This is a genomic window from Yersinia ruckeri ATCC 29473, assembly GCF_000754815.1.
Lineage (GTDB): Bacteria > Pseudomonadota > Gammaproteobacteria > Enterobacterales > Enterobacteriaceae > Yersinia > Yersinia ruckeri.
Window position 1 is genome coordinate 508,999 of sequence record NZ_KN150747.1, and the last position, 26,203, is coordinate 535,201.

A 26,203-nucleotide genomic window follows, 5' to 3' on the forward strand; every position below is an offset into this window, starting at 1 on the left:
AGCGAAGTATCCAGATTGGATTGACTGGTTGTGCAGAGATGCATGGCGGGTTGATTGAAACAGAATTTGCCTGGCGGCCATAGCGCGACGGACCCACCTGAACCCATGCCGAACTCAGAAGTGAAACGTTGTAGCGCCGATGGTAGTGTGGGGTCTCCCCATGCGAGAGTAGGACACTGCCAGGCATCAAACACAAGTGATCAGAGTGAGATCTGGTGACTAAACAGCAGGGAAGTGCTGACCCTAACGGGATTATATACGGAAGTATAAGTAAAAGAATCGGTGGAGCGGTAGTTCAGTTGGTTAGAATACCTGCCTGTCACGCAGGGGGTCGCGGGTTCGAGCCCCGTCCGTTCCGCCACTTATCTAAATTATGCCTGCTTATCTTAGCAGGCATAATGTTAAGCGTTATTTAGGGGCGTAGCTCAGTTGGTAGAGCACCGGTCTCCAAAACCGGGTGTCGCGAGTTCGAGTCTCTCCGCCCCTGCCATATAAATGACCCTTCGCGAAAGCGAGGGGTTTTTTTATTTGCGTGACGCAAAGATATACTCTCTTATCCCCTATCTCATTTATAAATAAAACTCACCCGTTATACGTATAAAAAAACCTCTAATAGTTTATCTTCTGTACTGCCGATTGATCATTTATTGATAGCTAACGTTGCTAATCTGTACTTTTTCGGCGTTTTTATGTACAGAACCATTTTTATTCTATTATGTGATACTGATTATTCTTACTTCTAAGAATTGAACTAAAACTCATTAATCTACTAGTTATTTGATCTCGAAATTCCCCAGACTTAAGTATGCCTGCATACTGAATCCTTTCATTATTGATTATCATTGGCGATTATTTTATGAAATCCAATAGCAGGGGTGATGAGGTTATCGGGCAATTTAGGCGGTCAAAGAAGCGGGTTTTAAATTGGGTTTGCAGATAAAGTCGTTTCTATTGATAGGTGCTTAACATCTGTAAAGAGATGATCCACAGTGAAGCGAATATAATAGTTAAATCGATATCTAATATGGCTGTTCCTACTGTTGATGGGCTAATTATGCGGAAAAAAGGTGGTATTCAACCATCAAAATTTATTCAAATAAAGTTCCGCTTACTACAGTCAGGTAAGAGTGTTAAGTGAAAAAGACTTAGGGTTACTGATGCTAAGGTGCGGTTGATGTGAGCTGTAATGCAGATGAAGTCTTGTCGGAAGCCTTTCCATGTAAGGAGGGCGCTTATTTTCTTCCAACACGGCTGAGAGGCGTTTTGCCACGGCGTTGCCAGCCGAACTCCAGAAGAAAGGCATACATCTTATTAGTGGCCTTGACGCGATCTCATATCAGTGAATCGGTAATCGCCCCATTTTTAACGGAGGTAATAAGTAGAATCAGGCCATACGCTGTATATGCTGCATCGGTGTGTAGCCATTCAACGCCATATTCGGACGTTCGTTATTATAAAACCATTGCCACTGAGTGGCATAGTTCTGCAATTCATCCAGTGATGTAAACAGGTACTGCCCCAGCAAGTCATAACGCACCGTCCGGTTATATCGCTCAATATAGGCATTCTGCTGAGGTTTGTCGGGCTGAATAAAACGAAGGGTTATATTCTGATGAACCGCCCATGACATCAGCATCTTGCCCGTATATTCCGGCCCGTTATCACACCGTATTGCTGTCGGTTTCCCTTTCCACTCAATGAGTTGTTCGAGCGTTCTGATTACCCGACTCGCGGGCAGGGAGAAATCCACCTCAATTGCCAGCGCTTCACGATTAAAGTCGTCAATAACATTCAGTAAACGGACTGAACGACCATCCGATAGCTGATCATGCATGAAGTCCATCGACCAGCATTCGTTTCTGTTTTCAGGCACTACCAGCGGTTCAGGTTTATCCCGTTTCAGTCGTTTCTTCGGCTTTATTCGCATGTTCAGCGACAACTCGCAGTAAATCCGGTATACCCTTTTGTGGTTGAACCGGAAGCCTTTGACATTACGCAGGTATAAAAAACACAGGCCAAATCCCCAGTTGCGCTGACTGTCAGTGATGCGGAGCAACCAGTCAGCAATGAGATCATTTTCTTCATTCAGATGAGGCTGATAGCGATAACAGCTTTCGCTGACAACAAACAACTGGCAGGCAAAACGCACACTGACGTTTCGGTTTCTGACCGCATCCTGTGCCATCTGCTTTCGACGCGATGGCGTCACCACTTTTTTGCCATGGCCTCCTGAATGATTTCGGCTTTGAGCCGTTCTTCAGCATACATTTTTTTGAGGCGACGGTTTTCGTCTTCCAGTTCTTTCAGACGGGTCATCATGGAGGCGTCCATACCGCCAAAACGAGAACGCCACTTATAGAAACTGGCATTGCTCATGCCATGCTCGCGGCACAGTTCGGTCACAGGTGTTCCGGCCTCGGCTTGCTTCAGGATGGACATGATCTGGCTGTCAGTAAAACGTGATTTTTTCATAGAGATCTCCCCAGTTCAGATTACGAGAAAATTCTACTTATAAATACACCGGTTTTTCGGGGGGATTGCCAATCTCTGACCCGGTGTCGAGCAGACATTGTCTGCTGGTCGCCTGTTCGGCGGTCATAAAGCGCATAGAGGGATGGGAGGCTGCTTCGCAGATAGCTTCAGCATCAACAAAATCGTTCTGGTTACTTTTGACAAACGGCCGGACAAATTGTGACGTGATCAATTTCACCTAGTGGCCCAACAGAGATACGGTTCGTGCCATATAATACGCACTCGCACAGAACTCCATTACCAAGGCACAGATCGGGTAGGTTGCAAGAAAAGTGGTGAGTTGAATGCGGGAAAAACTCCTTATGCAGAAGATCTTACGTAGAAGAGCATGGACTTGCTGACCCTGCTAATGAATGTGAAAGGAATGTTTACCCAGGTCAATACCAATAAGCGTGGCGTTTTGCATGATGTAACCCTCAAGAGAATTACACCCTACCAGCGTACTGCTCACAAGGTGGGGTGACCATCTCATTACGGGCAATGACACAATGTTAATTATAAGCTTGTGGTTGGCATGTAATTTGGCGAATTGATCCAGATTTATATCACGTTTGATAATTAGCTAAGTTTGCCCATAGTGGGCAAAGACGGTCATTGGCATCTTGTTATTTAGCGCTATCGTCACGCCAAAAGGCGTTAAGCGCATTTTATATGATTTACCTATAGTCAGCTAAGTCTGTCTCGATTAACTCCTTGTCGTGTCTTAGGTAGCGTAATTTATTGGGGTTTTCAATAACTGGCGGATTAATATTTGCTGATCGCTGTTTTGTAACCATACGGCGTACATTGGGCGAATAATTGGCGGAATGTCCAAATTTGGTTTGAGCTGTGGATAGTCTTTTTGCCAGTGTTCCGGTAAGAAAGCACAGGCGTTGGTGGTGTCCAGTAATTGGCGGGTGAGATGAGCTGAGGTTGTCGTTAGCACGGGCATTTGTTCACTGTCTAATAGTTTATTTTCCTGTTGATGAAAATCTGCACCCCATTCCAGTTTGATATAGGGTATTTCATCATTCGCGTCGTGCTGACCAGATGAAAATAGTTTCAATGAAAAATTGCCGAGTAGTTGGCTGGCTAGTTCGTCCATTTTTGGTGGCTCTGTAGTAATTAGCAGATCCAACTGTCGTTCATGTAACTGCTTAACTAACGATTGGCGCAGCGCTATACGAGCTTCAAGCCTGAGCCCTTCTCGCTGCGTGTAAAGCAACTGGAGCCACGGAGTAAGGTAAGCTTCCCACAGGGATGCTGTAGCTCCAATAGATAGCTCGGTGTGCTGTAGAGAATGAACCACTTCTTTTTTGGCTTGTTGCCAGGTATTCATCAGTGTTTCGGCATAAGGAACCAAGCGCTCGCCGGCTGGTGTCAGACGAATATTATTGCGGTGGCGAGTGAATAAATTCGCACCTAATTGATTTTCCAACTGGCGAATACGAAAACTCACTGCTGACTGTGTTAAGTACAAAGATTCCGCTGCGCGGCCAAAGTGGCGAGTTCTACTGACCTCCAAAAAGGTTTTCAGCAATTCGGTATCCAAACCTATCTCCAATTTTTTTTGTCGTTAAGATTTAAATGTTTTGTTTTACACAATGTCAAGCCTATCTAATACTCCGCGCCATAAACAGCACGACCATGACAGAACTAGGAGCGTGTCAGATGACGGATAGCTTCATCACGACTAATCGATTTTTTGATAACAAACACTATCCTCGCGGTTTTTCGCGCCACGGTGATTTCACCATTAAAGAGGCGCAATTACTAGAGCGGCACGGCTATGCCTTCAATGAGCTTGATTTAGGCAAACGTGAGCCAGCAAATGAAGAAGAGCAACTGTTCGTTGCCGTTTGCCGTGGCGAACGTGACCCAGTCAGTGATGCTGAGAAAGTATGGTCCAAATATATTACCCGTATCCGGCGTCCAAAGCGTTTCCATACGCTATCTGGCGGGAAGCCACAGGCTGATGCGACAGAAGACTATGTCGACAGCGATGATTAATGAAAATGGGGCGTGAGCCCCATTTTCATATCAGAGCTTTATGTAGTTGTAATAATAATCTATCCATACAACGGTAACTCAAAGCCTCTGATATGTGTGGTTTTTGGATATGATCTTGTTGGGCGAGATCGGCCAGTGTACGCGCCACCTTTAAAATACGGTGCCAGGCGCGTACCGATAAGCCAAGTTTAAGTAAAACCTGTTCAAGAAATAGTGCTTCTTGTGGAGATACAGCACAAAATTTGGCTACATCTTTACTGGTTAGGTGGGCATTGATCTTACCTGCTCGACTCAGTTGCCTTTCTCTTGCCAGCAATACCCGTTGCCTGACTGTTTTGCTATTTTCCCCGCTATTTTTCTGTTCCCGTAGCAGCCCTTTGGGTAGTAAAGGCACTTCAATAGATAGGTCGAATCTGTCGAGAAACGGCCCCGAAAGTTTGGCTAGATAGCGTAAAATTTGCTGTGGCTGAGCACGATTGTGTACCCCCTGATAGTGACCGCTCGGGCTTGGATTCATGGCTGCAATCAGCTGTATCTTAGCGGGAAAACAGACCTTGGCTGTCGCTCGCGAAATAATGATTTCTCCTGACTCCAGCGGCTCACGTAATGAGTCCAGCACCTTACGTTCGAATTCAGTCAGTTCATCCAGAAATAGTACGCCATTGTGTGCCAAAGATATTTCTCCGGGGCGTGGTATCGACCCACCGCCGATAAGTGCTGCCATAGAAGCGCTATGGTGAGGAGAGCGAAACGGTCTTTTTCGCCAGTGGATAGGGATGTGATTCCCTTGTAGCAAACTGGTAATTGATGCCGTTTCCAAGGCTTCTTCATTGCTTAATGGTGGCAATAAACCATTTAAACGGCTAGCCAGCATGGTTTTACCCGTGCCTGGAGGGCCGAGCAGTAGCAGGTTATGTCCACCTGCAGCTGCCACTTCCAACGCACGCTTTGCTTGTTGTTGTCCGATGATGTCTTGCAGGTCGAGCGAGTTGTCCTCATCGGATGGTTCGCTGGCTGGTATTCCGGGGGAGAGCGAGTTTTCTCCTCGCAAGAATCCGCAGACTGCCAGCAAGTGTTCTGCGACTAGGCTATTTCCTGCGGTTATCAAACCCACTTCTGTGGCATTCGCATAGGGGAGTATCATCTGGCGAGATTCACCTGCACTGGCTAATGCCGCTGAAATCGCACCGCTAACGCTGCGTAAAGCGCCTGACAAGGCCAGCTCACCCAAGAATTCATATTGGTGTAATGTATCTGTGGGGATCTGCTCAGAGGCTGCCAGTATGGCCAGAGCAATGGGTAAGTCATAACGACCACCCTCTTTGGGTAAATCTGCCGGAGCCAGACTGATCGTAATTCGTCTGGCCGGAAAGGTAAAACCGCTGTTTAACAACGCACTACGCACCCGATCTCGTGCTTCTTTCACCGTGGTTTCAGGCAAGCCGACGAGAGTCAACCCCGGTAAGCCGTTGCTGATATGTACCTCAATGGTTACTGGCGGAGCTTGCACGCCAATGGTTGCTCGGGTATGGATGACGGCCAGTGACATAATGCTTTTCCTCCTTCGTGATATCGGCATATTGCCTGATGGAGGTATTTCGTCACTGTCGACATTTTTAGCTTGCGAGAGAACGCGAAAACTATCGACACAATGCGTGAGGAAGACATCAATTCTGCGGAGTCATACGCAGAATATGGAACAAGGTTGAGTGTGAAATGGCTAGACAATCAAATATTTCACCTGTGGATTTGGAAAAAAGAGGTTATGCCGACAGCATTCCCCCCACATTAGATGAAAAAGTAAATACGTCACTTACGGATTGATAATTAACATTATTGTTGTAATTGTAGCCTTAGTTCACATCATTATTTTTTAAAAAAACATTGTCACAATGATAATGACTGTGATAACTCTGTAGGTATTCGTTCGACAATAGACATGTGAACAACCAATTATGAAAGCTCTGGTCCAAGTGATTAACCTAGTCCTAATTAGCGTGGTGGTGATTATTATCCCACCGTGCGGGGCTGCACTTGGACGAAGAAAGGCATAGAAATCAAGCCTTAATCTCAAGAAAACCCCCGCACCGAAAGGTCCGGGGGTTTTTTATTGGCCGTTAATCAGACGCGGGGAACATAAAATGCACAACAGAATAAAATCCTGTGTGGCTCGCAAAAGTTCAGGGAGATAACTATGAATGGTGCTCAGTGGGTGGTTCAAGCACTACGTGCGCAAGGGGTTGAGACGGTATTCGGCTACCCAGGTGGGGCAATTATGCCAGTCTATGATGCCTTGTATGACGGCGGTGTTGAACATCTACTGTGCCGCCATGAGCAAGGAGCCGCGATGGCAGCGATTGGTTATGCCCGAGCAACGGGAAAAATCGGGGTATGTATCGCCACATCTGGCCCTGGAGCCACCAATTTAATCACGGGTTTAGCCGATGCTCTGCTGGATTCTGTTCCGCTGATTGCCATCACTGGCCAAGTTGGCTCAGCGTTAATCGGTACCGATGCTTTTCAGGAGATCGACGTCTTGGGTCTGTCTTTGGCCTGTACCAAACACAGTTTTTTAGTGGAGTCGTTAGACGCTCTGCCAGGCATTATGGCCGAAGCTTTTGCCATTGCCAGTAGTGGTCGCCCTGGCCCGGTTTTAATCGATATTCCTAAGGATATTCAATTGGCCGTTGGCGAGTTGCCTCCCCATTTAATGCCAGTTGAAGAGCACTTTCTGGACTCCAGAGTCGAACGTCAGCAGGCTTACGAGCTGTTAAGCGCCGCCAGTAAGCCGATTCTGTATGTCGGTGGTGGCGTTGGCATGGCTCAGGCGGTGCCAGTTTTGCGCGCCTTTATCGCTGAAACGGATATTCCAGCCGTTGCCACCCTGAAAGGCCTGGGTGCGCCAGATACCCATCATCCTTGTTATTTAGGTATGTTGGGAATGCATGGCACCAAAGCGGCTAATCTGGCGGTACAGGAATGCGATTTATTGATTGTCGTCGGTGCCCGTTTCGACGATCGGGTAACCGGAAAACTGAACGCATTTGCTCCGAAAGCCAAAGTTATTCATATGGATATTGATCCGGTCGAATTAGGTAAATTGCGTCAGGCTCAGGTGGCGTTACAGGGCGATTTGAAAACCTTGCTGCCTGCGTTGCAGCAGCCGTTGTCGATTCAGCCGTGGCGCGAGCAAGTGATGGCATTGAAGCAGCAACACTGCTGGCGCTACGACCATCCAGGTCAGGCAATTTATGCGCCGTTATTACTGAAACAGATTTCCGACCGTAAAGACCCTGAAACTGTGGTGACCACCGATGTGGGGCAGCACCAAATGTGGACCGCCCAGCATATGTCTTTCACTCGCCCGGAGAATTTTATTACCTCCAGCGGTTTGGGGACTATGGGGTTTGGTATTCCGGCCGCGGTGGGTGCTCAGATGGCTCGGCGAGATGACATGGTGATCTGCGTGTCCGGTGACGGCTCTTTTATGATGAATGTTCAAGAGTTGGGGACGATAAAACGCAAACAATTACCGTTGAAAATCGTTTTATTGGATAACCAGCGCTTGGGTATGGTTCGCCAGTGGCAGCAGTTGTTTTTTGATGGTCGCTACAGTGAAACCAATTTATCCGATAACCCCGATTTTATCATGTTGGCCAGCGCTTTTGATATTCCCGGCCAACGAATCACCCGCAAAGACCAAGTCGATGCCGCACTGGACGCGTTGTTTAACAGCACCGGGCCGTATCTGCTTCAGGTTTCTATCGACGAACTCGAGAATGTCTGGCCGCTCGTTCCGCCAGGCGCAGGTAACGAAACCATGCTGGAGAAAATATCATGATGCAACATCAACTCTCGATCCAAGCCCGCTTCCGTCCTGAAATGCTAGAGCGAGTATTGCGCGTCGTGCGTCACCGTGGTTTTCAGGTTTGTGCTATGAATATGTCACCGATGCTGAATGCCGATAAGATAAATATTGAATTGACCGTTGCCAGCCTACGCTCCGTAGACTTACTGTCTTCGCAGCTGAACAAGTTGATGGATGTTGCCTGCGTAGAGGTTCAGCAGCCTACCACATTACAAATCCGCGCCTGAAGCGCTAGAAGGAACGTACAGAATGACTAAGAAAGCTGACTATATTTGGTTTAACGGCGAGATGGTTCCGTGGGCTGACGCTAAAGTTCACGTCATGTCTCACGCGTTGCATTACGGAACATCCGTTTTTGAAGGGGTTCGTTGCTACGAAACCAAACATAAAGGCCCAGTCGTATTCCGTCATCGTGAACATATGCAACGTTTACGCGATTCCGCCAAGATTTATCGTATGCCGGTATCCCAATCGGTCGATGAATTGATGGAAGCTTGTCGCCAGACATTGCGTGAAAATAAGCTGACCAGCGCTTATATCCGCCCGTTAGTGTTTATTGGTGATGTGGGCATGGGCGTGAATCCGCCGGATGGCTATAAAACGGACGTCATTATTGCCGCTTTCCCGTGGGGAGCTTATCTGGGTGAAGAAGCGCTGGCGCAGGGGATTGATGCGATGGTTTCCTCTTGGAATCGTGTCGCAGCCAATACCATCCCAACTGCCGCTAAAGCCGGTGGTAACTATTTGTCTTCCTTGTTGGTGGGTAGCGAAGCGCGTCGTCACGGCTATCAGGAAGGGATTGCTCTGGATATCCACGGCTTCTTGTCCGAAGGCGCGGGCGAAAACCTGTTTGAAGTGAAAGATGGCGTGTTGTACACCCCACCGTTCACATCATCGGCTCTGCCAGGTATTACCCGCGATGCCATTATTAAGCTGGCAAAAGATATGGGTCTGGAAGTGCGTGAGCAAGTATTGTCCCGCGAATCGCTGTATCTGGCAGACGAAGTCTTTATGTCTGGCACGGCAGCAGAAATCACTCCAGTACGTAGCGTTGATGGTATTCAGGTTGGTATAGGTAAACGCGGACCTATAACTGAGCGGATTCAACAGGCGTTCTTTGGTCTGTTTACCGGCGAAACCGAAGATAAATACGGTTGGCTGGATCCAATAAATCCACAATAAAAATAAATAAGACCGACAGGTTCAGCAGGTAGTTCGTTCGCTATCTGCCATACAAAATACACTGGAGTGAAGAGATAATGCCTAAGTACCGTTCCCATACCACTACTCATGGCCGCAATATGGCGGGTGCCCGTGCTCTGTGGCGTGCCACGGGTATGACCGATGATGACTTCGGCAAGCCGATTATTGCGGTGGTTAACTCATTTACCCAGTTTGTACCCGGTCACGTTCATTTGCGCGACTTAGGCAAACTGGTGGCAGAGCAAATCGAAGCATCTGGTGGGGTTGCCAAAGAATTTAACACCATTGCTGTGGATGACGGGATCGCCATGGGACACGGCGGCATGCTCTATTCTTTGCCTTCGCGGGAACTGATTGCCGATTCGGTGGAATACATGGTCAATGCACACTGTGCCGATGCCATGGTGTGCATTTCGAACTGCGACAAGATCACTCCGGGCATGCTGATGGCGTCCCTGCGTTTAAATATCCCGGTAATCTTTGTTTCTGGTGGCCCGATGGAGGCCGGAAAAACCAAGCTGTCAGACAAAATCATCAAGCTGGATTTGATCGATGCAATGATCCAGGGCGCGAACCCGCATGTCAGTGATGAAGAGAGCGCGCAGATCGAACGCTCCGCCTGCCCGACCTGTGGTTCCTGCTCCGGTATGTTTACCGCCAACTCGATGAATTGTCTGAATGAAGCGCTGGGTCTGGCATTGCCGGGTAACGGTTCATTACTGGCGACTCACGCCGATCGTAAACAATTATTCCTTGATGCTGGCAAGCATATCGTTGAGCTGACCAAACGTTATTATGAACAAGAGGATGTGAGCGCCTTGCCGCGCAATATCGCCAATAAGGCCGCGTTTGAAAATGCCATGACACTGGATATCGCCATGGGTGGTTCTACTAACACGGTTCTGCATCTGTTGGCTGCGGCGCAGGAAGGAGATATCGATTTCAGCATGACAGATATTGACCGCCTGTCGCGCAAAGTGCCACATCTGTGCAAAGTGGCACCCAGTACACAAAAATACCATATGGAAGATGTTCACCGTGCTGGTGGTGTCGTAGGGATTTTAGGTGAGTTGGACCGCGCTGGATTACTGAATCGCGAAGTGCGTAACGTATTGGGGCTTAGCCTACCGGAAACCTTAAACGCTTACGATGTCATGCTTACCGATGATGAAAGCGTGAAAAGTATGTATGCCGCGGGCCCGGCGGGAATCCGAACCACCAAAGCTTTCTCGCAGGATTGCCGTTATCCATCATTGGATACTGACCGTCAGGATGGCTGTATTCGTACCCGTGAATATGCTTACAGTCAGGATGGTGGCTTAGCGGTGCTGTACGGCAACGTAGCCGAGAACGGCTGTATCGTTAAAACGGCGGGTGTGGATAAAGAAAGCCTGACTTTCCGCGGTCCGGCCAAAGTCTATGAAAGCCAGGATGATGCGGTTGACGCGATTTTGGGCGGTAAAGTGATTGCTGGTGACGTCGTGGTGATCCGCTACGAAGGACCAAAAGGTGGGCCGGGTATGCAAGAAATGTTGTATCCAACCACTTACCTCAAATCCATGGGGCTGGGGAAAAGTTGTGCCTTGATCACCGATGGACGCTTCTCAGGTGGTACTTCGGGTTTGTCTATCGGCCACGTTTCGCCAGAAGCGGCCAGCGGCGGTGTGATTGGCCTGGTGCGCGATGGCGATATGATTGATATCGATATCCCGCAGCGGAGTATGGCGCTAGATGTGTCTGATGCTGAACTGGCGGCTCGCCGTGAAGCTGAATTGTCTCGTGGTAATGCGGCGTGGACACCGACTTCTCGCGAACGTCAGGTTTCCTACGCACTGCGCGCTTATGCCTCACTGGCGACCAGTGCTGACAAAGGTGCGGTACGCGACAAAAGCAAGCTGGGAGGCTAACCGTTATGGCAGAATCTCAAGTGTTACCTGATGCGCCCAGCGGCGCAGAATATTTAAGGGCGGTGCTGCGCGCCCCAGTGTATGAAGTCACGCAAGTTACGCCCTTACAGAAAATGGAAAAAATATCGTCCCGTTTGGGCAATACCATTTTGGTTAAGCGAGAAGATCGCCATCCAGTGCACAGCTTTAAGCTACGTGGTGCCTACGCGATGCTGGCGGGCTTGAATGAAGCGCAGAAAGCCTGTGGTGTCGTGACGGCTTCGGCCGGTAATCATGCGCAAGGTGTAGCTCTTTCCGCTAGCAAGTTGGGTATTAAATCACTGATTGTGATGCCGGTGGCTACCGCAGATATTAAAGTGGATGCGGTGCGTAATTTTGGTGGGGAGATACTGCTATTTGGTGCCAATTTTGATGAAGCCAAAGCCAAAGCGATAGAGATTGCCCAACAGCAGGGCTACACCTTTGTGCCGCCATTTGATCACCCGGCCGTCATTGCCGGACAAGGGACATTGGCGATGGAGCTGTTGCAGCAGGATGCTCATCTTGATCGGATCTTTGTTCCAGTTGGCGGTGGTGGCTTGGCTGCTGGCGTAGCGGTACTTATCAAACAGTTAATGCCGCAGATTAAAGTTATTGGTGTCGAAGCCGAAGACTCAGCCTGCCTGAAAGCAGCGTTAGAAGCAGGAAAACCGGTAGATTTGGATCGTGTCGGGCTGTTTGCTGAAGGCGTTGCGGTAAAGCGTATTGGCGATGAAACTTTTCGTTTGTGCCAGGAATATCTAGATGATGTGATTACCGTCGACAGCGATGCTATTTGCGCTGCGGTTAAAGATATTTTCGAAGATGTGCGTGCGATTGCCGAGCCTGCTGGTGCGCTGGCATTAGCGGGGCTGAAAAAATATGTTCAGCAGCATAATATTCAGGGTGAACGTCTGGCTCATGTGCTTTCGGGTGCCAACGTAAACTTCCATGGTTTACGTTATGTTTCCGAGCGCTGCGAACTGGGTGAACAACGAGAAGCGCTGTTGGCCGTGACTATTCCCGAGCAAAAGGGCAGTTTCCTGCGTTTCTGCCAGTTATTGGGTGGCCGGGCAGTGACCGAGTTCAATTATCGCTATGCGGATGCGGATAACGCCTGCATTTTTGTCGGTGTTCGGTTGACTCGCGGTTATGTCGAGCGAAGTGAAATTATCAGCCAACTGCAAACTGATGGTTATCAGGTAGTGGATTTATCTGATGATGAAATGGCTAAACTGCATGTACGCTATATGGTGGGTGGGCGTCCCTCCAAACCATTGCGGGAACGTCTGTATAGCTTTGAATTCCCCGAGTCACCGGGTGCGTTGCTAAAATTCCTTCATACGTTGGGAACACACTGGAATATTTCCCTGTTTCACTATCGTAGTCATGGTACAGATTTTGGGCGGGTACTGGCGGGTTTCGAGCTATCGGAAACCGAGCCTGAATTTGAACAACATCTGACGGCGTTGGGTTATATCTGCCATGATGAAACCAGTAACCCAGCATTCAGATTCTTTTTAGCCGGTTAGTTTTTCCAATGTCTATTATCGGGAGGCTAATCGCCTCCCTTATTTTTTGTGACTCTAGCATTTTAATATTCACGCCTTATTTATCCTTAATGAATAAGACTGGTTAACCATGCTCTTTATCCTTATTTACTATTAATTTCTGCTACTTTTTTCGATTTTTATTGGTTCTATATTAGTCTAGAGACTGAGCTAAGAGTGGATGCACTAAAATACTTCCCTCATAAACTCACTCTTAACTTAATTCAATTTTCATCAACATATTTTTGGAATTGAATGCTATCTGGAGATAGCTATATGTTACATCCTGTATTACGTACGACACCTATTGCTTTAAGCTTATTATTATCTTTAGGTTTCTCTTCTACGTTATCTGCTGCCATTTCAGATGTTCCGATCAATATGTCAGTTCAGCATGCTGAAATGGCGAAAAATAATATCGCTGAAGCATCACGACAAATTCGTGTAGTTCAGAATGGTTCTCCGGTCTCTCTTAATGAACAGCACCGCCGCCATATGTTTACCCATCCGACGCAATCCAGCGGTTTCTGGGCGAATAAAGGCGATAGTCTGCGCATTGATTACCAGCATCAGGGTGAAGAGATTGATGTTTTGCCGGAGCTCTGGATTGTGCCCGTCACTAAAGGGGATGAAACGAAGTTTGATCACCAAGTGGTTAAACTGCAACCCGGTATCAATGAAATTGAGGTGGAGAATACAGGGCCGATTTATTTTACCGCCACTAACCAGCCAGGTAGCAGTGAGATAACGGTTAATCTGCTGGAGGGCGGCAAGCCTATGCCTCGTTTTATCTTGGGCGAAAATACCGCTGAAGATTGGCAAGCGCAGCTAGTGAAATTTGGCGATGCACCTTTCGCCGAACTGGTGGGCAAGCGCATGATTCTTACCATGCCGATTGATGATATGCGGCAGCAGGCAACCGATCCTGAAGGTGTATTGACACTGTGGGATCGGATTGTTGAACTGGCCGAAGAACAGTTCGGGCTAGGGAATGATAGATCCTTCCCACATCGCACAACCCCGTTCCAGTACCAGTTCGTTAGTAAACCTGATAACACGGCGGGTTATATGTCAGCCTCGGATTATTGGCTGGGCTCCAATGCTTCGGGTATTGCGGAAGTGATTAATACCCAGAAACTACAAAATAATGGCTGGGGGCCGTGGCATGAGTTGGGACATCACTATCAAATGCCAGCTTGGACCTTTGATAATGATGTAGAAACAACGGTTAACCTGACGTCCTTGTATGTCCAGCGGGCGCTGAATGGTACTTCGCGTTTGGAAGTCGATTCACGTTGGGATGCGATAAACGAATTTTTGAATAAGAAAGGCCATGTATATGAAGATGGCGATGTATTTGTTCGTTTAGGTATGTTCTGGCAGTTGGATTTGGCCTTTGGTCAGGATTTTTACCAACGTCTTGGAGATCGTTATCGAACGCTGCCTCCTGCCGAGTGGCCAAAAGATAATGAACAGAAAAAACAACTCTTTATTCAGGAAACCAGCCGAGTTTCAGGATTTAACCTGAGCCAATTCTTCCAGGCATGGGGAATGAAACCGAGCAAGGAAACCCGCGAGCAATTACGAACCATGAACTTACAGGTTCTGGAAGTGCCAATTTGGCGGAATAAAGATAGCCACATCTTATTCTCTTACCCACTGTCACAACAAAATATCACCGGTAATGTGCAATTGCCGGAAACGGTCAATGCGGGTGAAGTCTTCACCGTTTCAGTTGATGTAACAAACCGACCAGCATCAGTACTGACTTATCAATGGGATATTCCGGCTGGTGTTGAGATTATTGCGGATAACGGCAAAGAAATAACGTTACGCGCTCCACGTAATGCTTTACAAAATGCCATGCTGTCAGTCCCTGTCACCGTCAGTGATAATAATATGGCGATGAGACTGGCCAGTTCCATTCAATTAAAAACGGCTGGGAAAAATGTCTCGGCGCGTGAAGCTTATACTGAGATAGTCAAACAACGTTATCAAATGGAGACGGATTTTAACCTTTGGGATCGGGATTCACTGAGGGGCGCTCCAGGATCGTATTATCTTTACGACAACCCGCACGCAAAGACGCGGGATTATTTCCGCCTAATAAATTCATCTTATTGGTATTTCCCGAGTAATCAAGCCAGTAATAAAAGTTGGGAATATCTTGAGAGCTACGATGGTAGCCAATATTTAAGCAATGAATTTGTTGATCAGGCTAAACCGATAAAGCTGGAGGAAAAGCCAGCGCAGTGCAACGTAGTAGCATGGAGCCGTACTTCTTATGTTGGCGGGAGTAAAGTCAGCAAAGATGGCAATGTTTATGTCAGCAAGTGGTGGGCGGGTGCGGAAGCTATACCGGGTGATGAGCTAGTCACCGATACCACTGGCAATGGCACGGATTGGGGCAAAGTTTGGGAAGACCAGGGTGAGTGTGACACTGTGGTTCGAGATGAACTGGCGATGGATATCCAGTCAAAACCAACCACCGAGCCACAGACTGTCGCTGCGCAGCAGTGTAGTGCGCCATCCTGGCAGCAACAGAGCTATAACGGCCAAGTTACGGTCAGCAAAGAGGGTCGTATTTATACCAGCAAATGGTGGGTTGCCGCCGATGCCGTTCCGGGTGACTTATCCGTAACGGACAAAACGGGAGACGGTACTGGCTGGGGTCTGGTTTGGGAGGACAAAGGCGCTTGTTAAACTGAGTTGGCAAAGTATTAATTCGTTAAAGGCAGGGGAAACTCTGCCTTTTCTGTTTTTAGTGCTGTGTTATAAAACCCGCCAAAAGGCTTGAATCAATGGCTCGTTTAATCGTTTTTTCTGTACACAAACGCCTAACTCGAAAGGCTCGACCAGTGAAATATTATCGAGTAGAGAAATTCGGCTGCGTACCGGTTCTGGGCTATTTTCCACTACCACTTCTGGAATCAATGCGATACCGCAGCCGAGAGCGACCATTGATACAATCGCTTCATGACCGGACACCGTCGCGTAAATCATCGGATTGGTAATCCGGTGACGGCGGAACCACAAATCAATTCGTTTTCGTGATGGGCCGTGTTCTGGCAGGATAAAGGGAATATTGGCCCAATCAGGATGGGCTTCGGCCACTTGCGAACGTACGGTACAGGAGAGTGCTGGAGCAATTAAAACCAATGGAATTTCACCGATTTGTGTGAATTCTACCGTATTCGGCAGGACTTCAGGGCGGCCAGCGATACCCAAGTCGGCTTCATTGGATTGCACTTTATCCACAGCATCAGCGGCGTCGCCAGTTGTTAGTTTTATCTCCACCAATGGGTGCTCAGCGCGGAAACGATCCAGTATTGGCGGCAAATGGCTATAAGCCGCCGTTACCGAGCAAAATAACCGAAGTTCGCCGTTGAGAGATGGCCCATGCTGGCCTAACGCGTGGCGTAATTGCTGATATTGCAATAAAGTTTGTTGAGCGAATGCTTTTAACTGAGTGCCCGCATCGGTGAGCTGCACTGTGCGGTTATCCCGTAAAAATAGCGGCTGCCCAATGGTTTCTTCCAGCCGCTGAATTTGGCGGGAGAGGGTAGACGGACTGACGTGCATAGCTTTAGCCGAGCGGCCAAAATGGCAGCTTTCCGCCAGATGCAAAAACAATTTCAGATCGCGTAAATCCATAATGACAGTTCTCGTGATTAACGAAATAGGCATATTGCAAAATCTGCAACGACACCTTGTAAATATATCAATTTCAGCAACGGATTTCCTGACATATAGTGAATTCAAGAGAATCCCTCACATAGATTGGGGGAGGTGAAAATAACGCAACACAACATCGAACGGAGTACCACCATGGCTAACTATTTCAACACATTGAACCTGCGTCAGCAGTTGGCGCAATTGGGCAAATGTCGCTTTATGGGGCGTGAAGAATTTGCTGATGAAGCGAGTTACCTGAAAGGCAAGAAAGTGGTGATCGTGGGTTGTGGTGCTCAAGGCTTGAACCAGGGGCTGAACATGCGTGACTCAGGTCTGGACGTGGCCTATGCCCTGCGTAAAGAAGCAATCGCCGAGAAGCGTGCTTCATGGCATCAAGCAACCGAGAACGGTTTTAAAGTCGGTACTTATGAAGAACTGATTCCTCAGGCTGATTTAGTGGTTAACCTGACACCCGACAAGCAGCATTCTGCCGTCGTACGGGCGGTACAGCCGTTAATGAAAGACGGTGCAGCACTGGGCTATTCCCACGGCTTTAATATCGTGGAAGTGGGTGAGCAAGTCCGTAAAGATATCACCGTCGTGATGGTTGCGCCTAAATGCCCAGGTACCGAAGTCCGTGAAGAATACAAACGTGGGTTTGGCGTACCAACGCTGATCGCCGTTCACCCGGAAAACGACCCGAAAGGGGAAGGCATGGCGATCGCTAAAGCTTGGGCCGCAGCCACTGGTGGTCATCGCGCTGGGGTTTTGGCATCGTCTTTCGTGGCGGAAGTAAAATCTGACCTAATGGGTGAGCAAACTATTCTGTGTGGCATGTTACAGGCGGGATCATTGTTGTGCTTCGATAAATTGGTCGCCGAAGGTACCGATAAAGCCTACGCGGAAAAATTGATTCAGTTCGGCTGGGAAACCATCACCGAAGCCCTGAAGCAGGGCGGGATCACCTTAATGATGGATCGCCTGTCCAATCCGGCAAAATTGCGGGCTTATGCATTGTCCGAACAACTGAAAGACATCATGGCTCCGTTGTTCCAAAAGCACATGGATGACATTATTTCTGGCGCATTCTCCAGCGGTATGATGGCAGACTGGGCAGAAGATGACGTGAAACTGTTGAATTGGCGCGAAGAAACGGGCAAAAGCGCTTTTGAGAATGCCCCGCAATATGAAGGAAAAATCTCTGAGCAAGAGTATTTCGACCACGGCGTACTGATGATTGCGATGGTAAAAGCAGGTGTCGAATTGGCGTTTGAAACTATGGTAGATTCAGGCATCATCGAAGAGTCAGCCTACTACGAATCACTGCACGAGCTGCCATTGATTGCCAACACCATCGCCCGTAAACGTCTGTATGAAATGAACGTGGTGATCTCCGATACCGCAGAATACGGCAACTACCTGTTTGCTAACGCTGCTGTCCCATTGTTGAAAGCCAAGTTTATGGATTCACTGCAAGCCGGAGACTTGGGCAAAAGTGTCGCTGGTAGCGCAGTCGATAACGCGCAATTGCGTGACGTGAATGAAGCTATCCGCAATCATCCAATCGAAGCTGTGGGCCATAAGTTGCGTGGATATATGAAGGATATGAAGCGAATTGCAGTTGCCGGCTAATTAAGCCGCTAGCCGCCCATTTTGACATTGGGTCGTGCAGACTGATCGACTGAATAAAAAAACCGGCGCGAATAGCCGGTTTTTCATTGTCTGCTCTGCGCGAAGCAAAATCAGCTGCGGTACAGCACCTTAATGATGTGATAACCAAATTGGGTTTTTACTGGGCCGTATGGTTGTAGCAATTCGCAGCTGAAAACCGCTTTATCAAATGCTGGCACCATATCGCCTTTATTGAATTCACCCAGATCGCCGCCGTTACGTTTGGACGGGCAGTTAGAGTGTTTCTTCGCTAACTCTTGGAAATTAGCACCGTTATTCAGTTGTGCCAGAATATCATTTGCCTGTTTTTCATCATCAACCAGGATGTGTAACGCAGAGGCTTTATTTGCCATAGTACTTATCACCGCAATGTAATTTAAATGAAGATCGCCATTAATCGGCCACCAGTGTAGCGTATTTTGCCGATGATTGAAGCTGTTGGCTCTTCTGAAGTTAGCAGAGGGAAATAACCGGCATTTTTTTTCACCCGGTGCTTTCTGCTACAATCCCCATCCCCGTTCCCCCAAAGAGTAACCGAGTGTCATGCGATTAAATCCCAGTCAACAACAAGCCGTCGAATTTGTCACTGGACCCTGCCTGGTACTGGCCGGAGCGGGATCGGGTAAAACCCGCGTGATCACCAATAAGATTGCCCACCTGATTCGCCAGTGTGGCTACAAACCGAGCCACATTGCGGCGGTGACCTTTACCAATAAGGCTGCTCGTGAAATGAAAGAGCGCGTGGCGCAAACGTTGGGGCGTAAAGAGGCACGGGGCTTGATGATTTCCACATTCCATACTTTGGGGCTGGAAATCATTAAAAAGGAATATAAAGCGCTAGGGATGAAATCCAACTTTTCGCTGTTTGATGCGCAGGATCAAATGGGGCTGCTCAAGGATCTTACCCAAAAGTGGTTGGAAGAGGATAAAACTCAGCTGCAACAGTTGATCTCTACGATCTCTAATTGGAAAAACGATCTAATGAGTCCGGCTGCCGCTGCGGCGCAGGCACGTTCGGAGCGAGATAAGGTGTTCGCACATTGCTACGCCATGTATGACGACCACTTAAAAGCCTGCAACGTATTGGATTTTGACGATTTAATTTCTCTGCCTACATTATTGCTACAGAATAATGAAGAAGTACGGGAGCGTTGGCAGAACAAACTGCGCTACCTGCTGGTGGATGAGTATCAGGATACCAATACCAGCCAATATCAAATGGTTAAGCTGTTGGTCGGCCATCGAGCGCGATTTACCGTGGTGGGTGATGACGACCAGTCTATTTACTCTTGGCGCGGTGCGCGGCCACAAAATCTGGTGCTGCTGAATGAAGATTTCCCGCAGTTGCAAGTGATCAAGCTGGAGCAGAACTATCGCTCATCAGGCCGAATACTGAAAGCGGCCAACATACTCATTGCCAATAACCCCCACGTTTTTGAAAAACGGCTGTTTTCTGAATTGGGCTACGGTGATGCGCTGAAAGTCATCACGGCCAATAACGAAGATCATGAAGCTGAAAGAGTGGTGGGGGAGCTAATTGCTCATCACTTTATCAAGAAAACCCAGTATGGCGATTACGCTATTCTTTACCGTGGTAATCACCAGTCGCGTTTATTCGAAAAACTGTTGATGCAAAACCGTATTCCGTACCGTATTTCCGGTGGCGATTCTTTCTTCTCGCGGCCTGAGATTAAAGATTTACTGGCTTATCTGCGGGTCTTAACCAATCAGGATGATGACAGTGCATTTTTGCGCATCGTTAATACGCCGAAACGAGAGATTGGCCCGGCCACCATTCAGAAGCTGGGAGAATGGGCTAACCAACGGAATAAGAGCTTATTCCGCGCCAGTTTTGATTTGGGATTAAGCCAGTATTTAACCGGGCGTGGTCTGGAATCCTTACAGCGTTTTACTCATTGGCTCGATGGTATTATTCGGTTGGTGGAACGTGAGCCGATCGCCGCTGTACGGGATTTACTGCATGGCATGGAATATGAAAGCTGGTTATTTGAAACCTCGCCCAGCCCGAAAGCGGCAGAGATGCGGATGAAAAACGTCAACCTGCTATTTAGCTGGATGACAGAAATGCTGGAGGGCTCAGAACTGAATGATCCAATGAGTCTAACGCAAGTGGTCACGCGTTTTACCCTACGGGATATGATGGAGCGTGGGGAAAATGATGAGGATCTTGATCAGGTGCAGTTGATGACATTGCATGCTTCAAAAGGCTTGGAGTTCCCTTATGTCTTTTTGGTCGGCATGGAGGAAGGTTTATTGCCCCATCAAAGCAGTATTGATGAAGATAACGTGGACGAAGAACGCCGCTTGGCTTACGTTGGCATCACTCGTGCTCAGCGGGAGCTATTTTTTACCCACTGCAAGGAACGTCGTCAATATGGTGAATTGCTGCGGCCTGAACCCAGCCGTTTTCTGATGGAATTGCCGCAAGATGATTTGGATTGGGAATCTGAGCGCAAAGTCATTACACCAGAAGAACGGATGCAAAAAGGCCAGAGTCATCTGGCCAGCATTCGTGCTCAACTGGAAAAAGCCAAAAAGTAACCGGCAGAAGAAGCTGATTGCGAGGGCGTGGAAGACGATCACATATCGTGCAATCATCGATTTTCATGCCAGAAAAAGCGTGTTGATTCGTGGGAAATTAACAGAGAAAAGAAGAAGGGCGGCACTGTCACCGCCCAAGAGGCTAGCGGAACTCTTCCAGCGATAAAGACCATTGGACGTAGCTTTGCCAGTGGCTTTCCTGTAACAGCGATTCCGCGCGATAAGGGTGCTGTTGCAACCAGTCTGGCGGTAATAGAACCGAAAGTGTATCGCCGTTGGCGCGCAGCCTGACTGCAGGCAACGTATCATCCCGGCGGCGGCTGGAGAATATAATCGCCAGACGCAGTAAACGGCATAAACGTTGTGCCATCACGACGGGTAACGCGTTCTGCTGGTTGAGCAGAGATAAATCAAGGGAGCCACTTTGGTTCTGCAACAGAGCCGAAAGCAGCAACTTTTGCGCCGGTGTAAAACCAGGCAAATCAAGATGACGTATCAGGTAGGCTGCATGTTGCGGAGCGAGCTTGAAATCAACGCTAAGACCAATTTCGTGAATCAAACAGGCATTTTGCAATAATTCCCTACACCGACTATCCAATTGCCAGTCTTTCTCGACTTGTAGCGAGAAGTTTTCTGCCAGATGACTGACGCGCTGAGCTTGCTCAATATCCAATGCATAGCGGCGCTGTAAGTTGCGAACCGTGCGGTTGCGGATATCGTGCTCAATAGGTAAATGCAGCATGCCGTACACCAGACCTTCGCGTAGTGCGCCGCCGGATAGCGTCATGCTTTCAATATTCAACTCTTGGAAAATAGCGATTAAAATCGATAAACCGCTCGGGAATACTAATGCTCTTTCCAGCGTCAGACCTGCAATTTCAAGCTCTTCCAACTTGCCACAGCGAATCGCTCGCTGTTTCAGTTGTTGCAGCTTAGGTAGAGTGATCAGCTCGTCCATTCCCTGGGCGACCATAATTTCCTGCAAAGCCTGTACCGTGCCAGATGCGCCGACGCAAACTTGCCAGCCGTGTTCACGAAAACGCGCCGCTATCGGCTCGATCATCTCACGTGCGGCCTGTTCGGCTTGGGCAAAGTTTTCCTGCGCCAGATTACGATCACTAAAATAGCGCTCCAGCCAAGTCACACAGCCCATTGGCAGGCTAATAAGTACGGCTGCCTGTGCGCCAGAACCGGTAACCAGCTCGGTACTGCCACCGCCAATATCGACAACCAGACGTTTTTCCGGCCCGCCGGTGGTGTGAGCGACACCATGATAAATCAGCCGCGCCTCTTCCTCACCACTGATCACCTGAATCGGACAGCCGAGAATTTCAATGGCTGTTTGCAGGAATTCGTCAGCGTTGGATGCCAGCCGCAAAGTGGCTGTAGCGACCACACGGATTTGATCCCGTGGAATATCCTGCAATCGCTCAGAAAACAGCTTCAAACATTGCCAGCCGCGTTCCATTGCCTCTTGCGACAGATGGTTATTGGTATCCAAACCTGCGGCCAGCCGCACTTTACGTTTGATGCGGGCCAATGTCTGGATACTGCCAGCCACCTCACGTACCACCAACATATGAAAACTGTTGGAGCCAAGATCGATGGCAGCATAAAGTGAGGTGGAACTTAGCATCGTGTTATCAGCCTGGTCGTTTACGATTGTTATTCCGCGGCGCGCCACTGCGGCGAGGAGCAGAATTACGGCGAGGACCATTGCCAGTGCGGGTACGCACCAGACGTTTTGGTGCCGGTAAATCAGTTAATAGCGCATCGCTATTGTATTTGCTCACTGGAATACTGTGACCGGTATAGGTCTCGATTGCCGGTAAGTTTAACGCATATTCTTCACAAGCCAAGCTGATGGAATGACCGCTTTCGCCAGCACGACCAGTACGACCGATACGGTGAACGTAGTCTTCACAGTCATCAGGGAGATCATAGTTGAATACATGGGTGACTAACGGGATATGCAAGCCACGAGCCGCGACATCGGTTGCAACCAGAATATCCAAATCACCTTTAGTGAAATCTTCCAGGATACGTAGGCGTTTTTTCTGTGCCACATCGCCAGTCAGTAAACCAACGCGGTGTCCATCGGCTGCCAGATGGCCCCAGATCTCTTCACAGCGATGTTTGGTATTGGCAAAGATAATGCAGCGGTCTGGCCATTCTTCTTCAATCAGCGTCTGCAACAGGCGCATTTTTTCTTCATTTGAAGGGTAGAACAGTTCTTCTTTAATACGGTGGCCGGTTTTTTGCAGCGGCTCGACTTCCACGTACTCGGCGTTATTCATTTGTTCGAACGCCAGTTCACGTACGCGGTATGACAACGTAGCGGAAAATAGCATATTCAGACGTTTTTCTACCACAGGCATGCGGCGGAACAACCAGCGGATATCTTTGATAAAGCCCAAATCGTACATACGATCGGCTTCATCAAGTACCACCACCTGAATAGCACCCAGATTAATGTAGTTTTGCTTTGCGTAATCGATCAAACGACCGGTAGTACCAATCAAGACATCGACGCCACTTTCCAGCACTTTGAGCTGTTTATCGTAACCGTCACCGCCGTAGGCCAGACCCAGTTTTAAACCGGTAATCTGGGATAACGCTTCTGCATCAGAGTGAATCTGTACTGCCAATTCTCGCGTCGGTGCCATAATTAAAGCGCGAGGTTGGTTGGTCTGACGACCCTCTTCAGCTGGGTGGGAAAGCAAATAATGAAAAGTAGACGCTAAGAATGCGAGCGTCTTTCCGGTACCGGTTTGCGCCTGACCTGCTACATCTCTCCCGGATAGGGTGAGTGGTAATGCCAGCGCCTGGATAGGCGTGCAATACTGAAACCCTTTATTTTCAAGGGCTTCTACAACTAGCGGGTGCAGGGCGAAGTCGGAAAACTTCTGTTCAGTCAAGTGTGTTTTGCTCATAGTGTGGTAGAATATCAGCTAACTATTGCTTTACGAAAGCGTATCCGGTGAAATAAAGTCAACCTAATGTTGGTTAATGCTACATCAACTAGGTAGACACAATCCTTTGGAGTAGAACATGAGCGATAAAATTATTCATCTGAGTGACGATAGCTTCGACACTGACGTGCTGAAAGCCGATGGCCTGACTCTGGTCGATTTCTGGGCTGAATGGTGTGGTCCGTGCAAGATGATCGCTCCGATTTTAGATGAAATTGCTGACGAATATGAAGGCAAACTGACCATCGCGAAATTGAACATCGATGAGAACCCGGGCACAGCACCGAAATATGGTATACGTGGTATCCCGACGTTGTTACTGTTTAAAGACGGTGCGGTCGCGGCAACCAAAGTGGGTGCCCTGTCCAAAAGCCAGTTGAAGGCGTTCCTGGACGAAAATCTGTAGTCGTTATTAGCGTCAAAAGCGGTGTGTCCAGCGGTGGGTGTGATTTCTCACACTGACCGCTAGACGCCTGCAAAGAAGCGTGTTAAGTTTATTCCACTGCGTATAGAACATACCTGTGAGTTGAATCTAGGTTTGTAGCATCTAAAAAATTCTGTAGCACCTAAATAGTTTGAATCTGAAGTTTTACTCTATGTCGAAACATTTGTGTTGAGAATATATATGAACTCAATCGGTTTTTTGACAGTCTAACGGTTTTACAAAATCAGTCTAAGGTACCTTCAATCTAACGCCGTCGTTGAGTGCGATTTTTGCGCAAGCTATTACTCGCGCAGCACCCTGGCCGAAATTGAACGTCCATTAAACAGGCACGTATAACGCTGCCATACCATTCACGACTAAAGTTCGAGACATACCCCGAGTTTAAGAACCCACCATTATGAATCTTACCGAATTAAAGAATACGCCGGTTTCTGACCTGATTACACTTGGCGAAAATATGGGGCTGGAAAACCTGGCCCGGTTGCGTAAGCAAGACATCATCTTCTCTATTCTTAAGCAACACGCTAAAAGTGGAGAAGATATCTTCGGTGACGGTGTATTGGAGATATTGCAGGATGGATTTGGTTTCCTCCGTTCAGCAGACAGCTCCTACCTCGCCGGTCCCGACGACATCTATGTATCTCCAAGCCAAATTCGCCGTTTCAACCTCCGCACTGGTGACACCATTTCCGGTAAGATTCGTCCGCCGAAAGAAGGTGAGCGTTATTTTGCACTGTTAAAAGTTAACGAAGTTAACTACGACAAACCGGAAAATGCCCGTAACAAGATTCTATTTGAAAACTTGACTCCGTTACATGCGAACTCTCGTTTGCGTATGGAACGCGGTAATGGTTCAACGGAAGATTTGACGGCGCGCGTACTGGATCTGGCTTCGCCAATTGGTCGCGGACAACGTGGTTTGATCGTCGCACCGCCAAAAGCGGGTAAGACCATGCTGCTGCAGAATATCGCAACCAGCATTGCCTACAATCACCCCGATTGCGTATTGATGGTGTTGCTGATCGATGAACGTCCGGAAGAAGTGACTGAGATGCAACGTCTGGTTAAAGGTGAAGTCATTGCTTCAACCTTTGATGAGCCAGCTTCTCGCCACGTTCAGGTCGCCGAAATGGTCATTGAGAAAGCGAAGCGTCTGGTTGAGCATAAAAAAGACGTTATCATCCTGTTGGACTCCATTACACGTCTGGCTCGTGCCTATAACACCGTCGTTCCGGCCTCAGGTAAGGTTCTGACCGGTGGTGTGGACGCGAATGCCCTGCATCGTCCTAAGCGTTTCTTCGGTGCAGCACGTAATGTGGAAGAAGGCGGAAGCCTGACCATCATCGCTACCGCGCTGGTTGATACCGGTTCGAAGATGGATGAAGTGATTTACGAAGAGTTTAAAGGTACGGGTAACATGGAATTGCATCTGGCACGTAAAATTGCTGAGAAACGTGTATTCCCTGCTATCGATTATAACCGTTCAGGTACCCGTAAAGAAGAGTTGCTCACCACGACCGAAGAATTACAAAAAATGTGGATCTTGCGCAAAATTATCCACCCAATGGGTGAGATTGATGCGATGGAATTCCTCATTAATAAACTGGCCATGACTAAGACGAACGACGAATTCTTTGATATGATGAGACGCTCGTAATTTAAATAAAACGAACAAAACGCCACGCTCAGTCGTGGCGTTTTTCACGTTTGGAATATACGATAAATACGCTTTTTAATATGATCAGTAGTCCAGCACTGTTACGGCGATGGTTTTTTCGTCTATTTTCCTCGGTCATTAGAGAATAGAACGA

General features: G+C 48.2%; 19 protein-coding genes, 2 tRNA genes, 1 rRNA gene and 1 pseudogene. 15 read left to right on the plus strand and 8 right to left on the minus strand.

Going from position 1 to position 26,203, the window contains the following annotated elements:
- Positions 1-69: 69 nt before the first annotated feature.
- From rrf to DJ39_RS02300, 3 genes are all read left to right on the plus strand, one after another.
- Positions 70-185: ribosomal RNA gene (gene rrf / locus DJ39_RS02290) — 5S ribosomal RNA — on the plus strand.
- A 99-nt stretch (positions 186-284) separates the two neighbouring features.
- Positions 285-361, plus strand: a tRNA-Asp gene (locus DJ39_RS02295).
- A 53-nt stretch (positions 362-414) separates the two neighbouring features.
- Positions 415-490: transfer RNA gene (locus DJ39_RS02300), tRNA-Trp, on the plus strand.
- Positions 491-1,384: 894 nt separating this feature from the next.
- On the opposite strand, the gene DJ39_RS02305 is transcribed toward DJ39_RS02300, so the two are convergent.
- From DJ39_RS02305 to hdfR, 3 genes and pseudogenes are all read right to left on the minus strand, one after another.
- Positions 1,385-2,472 (minus strand): IS3 family transposase gene (locus tag DJ39_RS02305; protein ID WP_115369940.1). Its coding sequence is split into 2 segments (ribosomal slippage): positions 1,385-2,220 and positions 2,220-2,472, totalling 1,089 coding nucleotides; the frame shifts between segments, so codons are not numbered across the junction.
- A gap of 71 nt (positions 2,473-2,543) precedes the next feature.
- A pseudogene (locus DJ39_RS17690) lies at positions 2,544-2,938 on the minus strand (transposase); the annotation flags it as partial.
- Positions 2,939-3,235: 297 nt separating this feature from the next.
- The gene (gene hdfR / locus DJ39_RS02315) at positions 3,236-4,063 is read right to left on the minus strand and encodes an HTH-type transcriptional regulator HdfR (RefSeq protein WP_038251126.1); all 828 of its coding nucleotides are present in this window, start codon (positions 4,061-4,063) and stop codon (positions 3,236-3,238) included.
- Positions 4,064-4,182: 119 nt separating this feature from the next.
- Here hdfR and DJ39_RS02320 point away from each other — a divergent pair, with 119 nt between their 5' ends.
- Entirely contained in the window at positions 4,183-4,521 is a 339-nt protein-coding gene (locus DJ39_RS02320; protein WP_004721673.1) for a MaoP family protein, read from the plus strand.
- Positions 4,522-4,546: 25 nt separating this feature from the next.
- Here DJ39_RS02320 and DJ39_RS02325 read toward each other — a convergent pair whose 3' ends face one another.
- A complete protein-coding gene (locus tag DJ39_RS02325) occupies positions 4,547-6,070 on the minus strand; it encodes a YifB family Mg chelatase-like AAA ATPase (RefSeq protein ID WP_004721670.1) in 1,524 nt (507 codons plus the stop codon).
- 406 nt (positions 6,071-6,476) lie between these two features.
- Between DJ39_RS02325 and ilvL the strand changes: the two genes are divergently transcribed.
- From ilvL to DJ39_RS02355, 7 genes are all read left to right on the plus strand, one after another.
- On the plus strand, positions 6,477-6,575 hold the full coding sequence (ilvL, locus tag DJ39_RS17260; RefSeq protein ID WP_071665674.1) for an ilv operon leader peptide: 99 nt from the start codon (positions 6,477-6,479) through the stop codon (positions 6,573-6,575).
- A gap of 140 nt (positions 6,576-6,715) precedes the next feature.
- Complete coding sequence (gene ilvG, locus DJ39_RS02330) at positions 6,716-8,362, plus strand: acetolactate synthase 2 catalytic subunit (protein WP_004721669.1); 1,647 nt, start codon at positions 6,716-6,718, stop codon at positions 8,360-8,362.
- Positions 8,359-8,616: an acetolactate synthase 2 small subunit gene (ilvM, locus tag DJ39_RS02335; RefSeq protein WP_038243096.1), complete on the plus strand. Its 258-nt coding sequence runs from the start codon at positions 8,359-8,361 to the stop codon at positions 8,614-8,616. The genes ilvG and ilvM overlap by 4 nt, the downstream gene beginning before the upstream one ends.
- Positions 8,617-8,638: 22 nt before the next feature.
- The gene (locus DJ39_RS02340; RefSeq protein WP_004721667.1) at positions 8,639-9,571 is read left to right on the plus strand and encodes a branched-chain amino acid transaminase; all 933 of its coding nucleotides are present in this window, start codon (positions 8,639-8,641) and stop codon (positions 9,569-9,571) included.
- Between the two features lie 77 nt (positions 9,572-9,648).
- Positions 9,649-11,499: a dihydroxy-acid dehydratase gene (ilvD, locus tag DJ39_RS02345; RefSeq protein WP_004721665.1), complete on the plus strand. Its 1,851-nt coding sequence runs from the start codon at positions 9,649-9,651 to the stop codon at positions 11,497-11,499.
- A 5-nt stretch (positions 11,500-11,504) separates the two neighbouring features.
- Complete coding sequence (gene ilvA / locus DJ39_RS02350; protein WP_004721663.1) at positions 11,505-13,049, plus strand: threonine ammonia-lyase, biosynthetic; 1,545 nt, start codon at positions 11,505-11,507, stop codon at positions 13,047-13,049.
- 294 nt (positions 13,050-13,343) lie between these two features.
- Entirely contained in the window at positions 13,344-15,770 is a 2,427-nt protein-coding gene (locus DJ39_RS02355; RefSeq protein ID WP_004721661.1) for a M60 family metallopeptidase, read from the plus strand.
- Positions 15,771-15,839: 69 nt separating this feature from the next.
- On the opposite strand, the gene ilvY is transcribed toward DJ39_RS02355, so the two are convergent.
- Positions 15,840-16,721 (minus strand): HTH-type transcriptional activator IlvY, encoded by an 882-nt coding sequence (ilvY, locus tag DJ39_RS02360; protein ID WP_004721658.1) that lies wholly within the window; start codon positions 16,719-16,721, stop codon positions 15,840-15,842.
- A gap of 174 nt (positions 16,722-16,895) precedes the next feature.
- Between ilvY and ilvC the strand changes: the two genes are divergently transcribed.
- A complete protein-coding gene (gene ilvC, locus DJ39_RS02365; protein WP_038243100.1) occupies positions 16,896-18,374 on the plus strand; it encodes a ketol-acid reductoisomerase in 1,479 nt (492 codons plus the stop codon).
- Between the two features lie 110 nt (positions 18,375-18,484).
- On the opposite strand, the gene ppiC is transcribed toward ilvC, so the two are convergent.
- Complete coding sequence (gene ppiC, locus DJ39_RS02370; protein ID WP_004721654.1) at positions 18,485-18,766, minus strand: peptidylprolyl isomerase PpiC; 282 nt, start codon at positions 18,764-18,766, stop codon at positions 18,485-18,487.
- A 190-nt stretch (positions 18,767-18,956) separates the two neighbouring features.
- Here ppiC and rep point away from each other — a divergent pair, with 190 nt between their 5' ends.
- Positions 18,957-20,975 carry a DNA helicase Rep gene (rep, locus tag DJ39_RS02375; RefSeq protein WP_004721652.1) on the plus strand — a complete coding sequence of 673 codons (2,019 nt, stop codon included), beginning with the start codon at positions 18,957-18,959 and terminating at the stop codon, positions 20,973-20,975.
- Positions 20,976-21,117: 142 nt separating this feature from the next.
- Here the strand turns inward: rep and ppx are convergent, their stop codons facing one another.
- Together ppx and rhlB are read right to left on the minus strand one after the other, a co-directional pair.
- On the minus strand, positions 21,118-22,611 hold the full coding sequence (gene ppx / locus DJ39_RS02380; protein ID WP_004721650.1) for an exopolyphosphatase: 1,494 nt from the start codon (positions 22,609-22,611) through the stop codon (positions 21,118-21,120).
- Between the two features lie 7 nt (positions 22,612-22,618).
- Positions 22,619-23,908: an ATP-dependent RNA helicase RhlB gene (rhlB, locus tag DJ39_RS02385; RefSeq protein ID WP_038243103.1), complete on the minus strand. Its 1,290-nt coding sequence runs from the start codon at positions 23,906-23,908 to the stop codon at positions 22,619-22,621.
- A 118-nt stretch (positions 23,909-24,026) separates the two neighbouring features.
- On the opposite strand from rhlB, the gene trxA reads away from it, so the two are divergent.
- Complete coding sequence (gene trxA / locus DJ39_RS02390) at positions 24,027-24,353, plus strand: thioredoxin TrxA (RefSeq protein ID WP_004721646.1); 327 nt, start codon at positions 24,027-24,029, stop codon at positions 24,351-24,353.
- Positions 24,354-24,789: 436 nt separating this feature from the next.
- On the plus strand, positions 24,790-26,049 hold the full coding sequence (gene rho, locus DJ39_RS02395) for a transcription termination factor Rho (protein ID WP_004721644.1): 1,260 nt from the start codon (positions 24,790-24,792) through the stop codon (positions 26,047-26,049).
- Positions 26,050-26,203 lie beyond the last annotated feature (154 nt).